The following is a 3,442-nucleotide window of genomic DNA, read 5'->3' on the forward strand; positions in this document are numbered from 1 at the left end:
CAAAGTCTCTCCCACCAACAACCCTGTTGGTGGGAGAGACTTTTCGGTTATCTACGACTGTGGCTCAGTCCAGTTACACTCGGACTAGTGCTTCTCCGGAGGAGTGATGTACTGAGTGTTGAGCTTGGTACCGGCGACGATCAGGATTACCGCACCAAGAACAATCAACCAGTAAGCCATGAATGCAATGCCGTAGCCCATGAGCAGGATGCCCATAGTCATTACAAACGGCCAAATGGAGCTAGCGGAGAAGAAACCAAGGGTACCAGCACCGTCGGCGATCTCTGCCTCTTCGAAATCAGACGGGGTGATGTCAGAACGACGCTCCGTGAAGTGGAAGTATCCACCGAGCATCAAAGTCATCAAGGCTGCGAGAATCAGGCCGGTTGCACCAGCCCACTCGAGACGACCCTGGCTTTCGTTGATGATGTTACCGGTGTCCTGGAGGTACTGAGTGCCGAAGATGTAGACGACAGCCATGAACCCCAGGAACACGGTAAGTCCGTAGAAGAGCTTTGCTGCAGACTTCATTTGAGAACTTCCTTTAGGTAAGAATCTTGCTGGGTTTACTTGGCGGTCGCGTTCAGGTCAATGGTGTTAGCACCATGGTCACCCATGTCGCGGGTGTCGACACGACCGGAGTTGAACGGCGAAGTGGAGACTGCGAATGCCGGCTCACCGATGTGCTTCAGTGCATCAGCGTTAGTAGCTTCCGGATTCGCCTGACGGAACTTGATGTACTCGGTGAATGCCTCGCGGGAGACAGCACGAATCTCGAAGTTCATCATTGCGTGGTAGGTACCGCACATCTCGGCACAACGACCGACGAAAGCGTTCTTCACCTTGTCGCTCGGGTTGTCCTCCGGACGATTAGCCATCTTTTCCGAGTCGATCTTCTCAATCTGGAAGACACGGTTGGACTTGTTGGCCTCCGGGTGCGGGAACGCGTCGCGCTTGAAGAGGAACTCCGGAACCCAGAAGGAGTGGATCACGTCAGCGGACGCGAGGTCGAACTGGATTGCGGTGTCCTCCGGAACAACGAGAACCGGAACTTCTTCGGTGGTACCGAGAGTCTCAATCTCGTCGTAGTGCAGGTAGGAATCATCGGACTTGGAATTACCGTGAATCGGGTGCTGCTTCTGAGCGTCCCGATCTTCCTTGGACGGAGCGTGGTGACCGCCCTCGGTGAAGAACTGCTCATCCTTCGGCTTATCGATACGGCCGTTGTAATCCTGACCGCCCATCAGGTCAGCGGAAATGTTGGCGTAACCGAACTTCCAGTTCCACTGGAAACCGGTGACGTCGACGGTGACCTCCGGATCCTTATCCAGGGCAGTCACCTTGTCCTGAGTCTGAACGGTGAAGAAGAACAGAGTCATCACGATTAGAATCGGCAGAATAGTCAGCGACAACTCAACCGGGACGTTGTATGCAGTCTGGCGCGGGAACTCGCCCTTGCCCTTCTTCTCAGCCTTCTTGGCCGTGAAATTCGCCATCGAGTAAAGGGTCACGCCCCAAACGATGATGCCGATGATCCAAGCTGCAACCCAGGTCCAGACCCAGAAGTTACCCATGGACTGCGCTTCCGGGGTAACGCCTTCCGGCCAACCAAAACGGAGCAGCTTGAAGAAGCCATTCTCCGGAGGATTAACGTCACAGCCGGCAAGCAAGGCTGCGCTACCGGCGGCAACGCCGAGGACGCCGAGCTTACGGGCGACTCCGAACTTTCTACGCTGATTCACGTGTGTCTGCCTTCCTGATCCACACAATTTTCGATAACCGATTAAGGTTTCGTCCTACCCAAGCAGAGTAGTCGATTCTTAAGCTTTCTCCACAATAAATATGGCTGTGGGGTGCCTTCGAGTATATCTGCCCTAATAAAATACTGAGAAAGACCCGCCTATCGGGGGTGGCATTCTCACCAGTTACACCCTGTTGACGCTCCCAAGTCTATGAATTTTTTAGTGTTTGTGCCACGAGCTGAGGCACACACCGTTCCGTGTAACCCCGCGCCGAGGCCAGACACGGGGAACCAAGACATTCTCCCTTTTCCCCAAAAGGCATTAAAGTAGGTGCAGCATTTCTATGTGGCGCCAATCTGGGTTCAACCCAACTACTCAGCCACGCGGCGGTCCTTCACAGCCACCGGTTCAGGCGACAGTCAGTCGCGCTGACCCTCTAGCTACGAAGTCGTCGAAATCCACTAAGTGACACTAAGTGAAAGGTGCGCGCACGAAGCATGTGTGGTCTTCTCGGAATCCTGACTGCAAATTCTGACGCAGCGGAGCTCGTTCCCGTTGTCGAAAGGGCTCTGCCCTGCATGCGGCACCGCGGTCCTGACGATGCAGGCACGTGGCACGATGAGGACGCAGTTTTCGGCTTCAACCGCCTATCCATTATTGATATTGCCCACAGCCACCAGCCACTGCAGTGGGGACCAGAGAATCAGCCGAATCGGTACTCCATGACCTTCAACGGCGAAATTTACAATTTCGTCGAACTTCGCAAGCAGCTGGAGAAGGAAGGCTACGCCTTTAATACCTCCGGCGATGGCGAACCTATCGTCGTTGGGTTCCACCACTGGGGAGCGGACGTCGTAAAGCACCTGCGCGGCATGTTCGGCATTGCTATCTGGGACAGCGTCGAGCGCAAGCTTTTTCTGGCGCGCGATCCGTTCGGCATTAAGCCTCTCTACTACGCCACCACCGAGCGCGGCACGATTTTCGGTTCTGAGAAGAAGTCCCTGCTCGAGGCCGCGCCGGAGATGGGCATCGATGCGAAGAAGCTGAATAAGCGCGCACTGGAGCACTACGTCGACCTGCAATACGTGCCGGAACCGGAGTCACTGCACACCGACATTGTTCGTCTGGAGTCGGGCTGCACTGCCATCGTTACGCCTGGTGGCGAAGTTAAGCAGACCCGCTACTTCAAGCCCAATTTCCCGATTCAGCCAGTGACTAAGGGCGCTGAGCAGGATGTTTTTGACCGCATTGCCCGTGCGCTGGAGGACAGCGTCGAGAAGCATATGCGTGCCGACGTCACGGTGGGCTCGTTCCTGTCGGGCGGTATCGACTCCACTGCGATTGCAACTTTGGCTAAGCGCCACAACCCGAACCTGCTGACGTTTACCACTGGCTTCGAACGCGAGGGCTTCTCCGAGGTCGATGTGGCTGCCGAGTCCGCCGCCGCCATTGGCGTCGAGCACATTGTAAAGGTCGTTTCGCCGGAGGAGTTCGCCGGGGCAATTCCGAAGATTATGTGGTACCTCGATGACCCGGTCGCTGACCCTGCACTGGTGCCGCTGTACTTCGTGGCGGCAGAGGCTCGTAAGCACGTTAAGGTCGTACTGTCCGGTGAGGGCGCAGACGAGCTCTTTGGTGGTTACACCATTTATAAGGAGCCGCTGTCGCTGAAGCCGTTCGACAAGGTTCCATCTCCCCTG

The 3,442-nt window shown here is 55.8% G+C and carries 3 protein-coding genes; 1 reads left to right on the forward strand and 2 read right to left on the reverse strand.

All coding sequences use genetic code 11. From position 1 onward, the window contains the following. Positions 1-84 precede the first annotated feature (84 nt). On the reverse strand, positions 85-531 hold the full coding sequence (ctaF, locus tag CORAM0001_RS10780) for an aa3-type cytochrome oxidase subunit IV (protein ID WP_040362013.1): 447 nt from the start codon (positions 529-531) through the stop codon (positions 85-87). A 35-nt stretch (positions 532-566) separates the two neighbouring features. Continuing rightward, on the reverse strand, positions 567-1,742 hold the full coding sequence (ctaC, locus tag CORAM0001_RS10785) for an aa3-type cytochrome oxidase subunit II (protein ID WP_005512054.1): 1,176 nt from the start codon (positions 1,740-1,742) through the stop codon (positions 567-569). Between the two features lie 497 nt (positions 1,743-2,239). Between ctaC and asnB the strand changes: the two genes are divergently transcribed. Continuing rightward, a partial coding sequence (gene asnB / locus CORAM0001_RS10790) for an asparagine synthase (glutamine-hydrolyzing) (protein WP_040362015.1) occupies positions 2,240-3,442 on the forward strand: 1,203 nt, incomplete at its 3' end.

This window comes from Corynebacterium amycolatum SK46, assembly GCF_000173655.1.
Taxonomy (GTDB): Bacteria; Actinomycetota; Actinomycetes; order Mycobacteriales; family Mycobacteriaceae; genus Corynebacterium; species Corynebacterium amycolatum_A.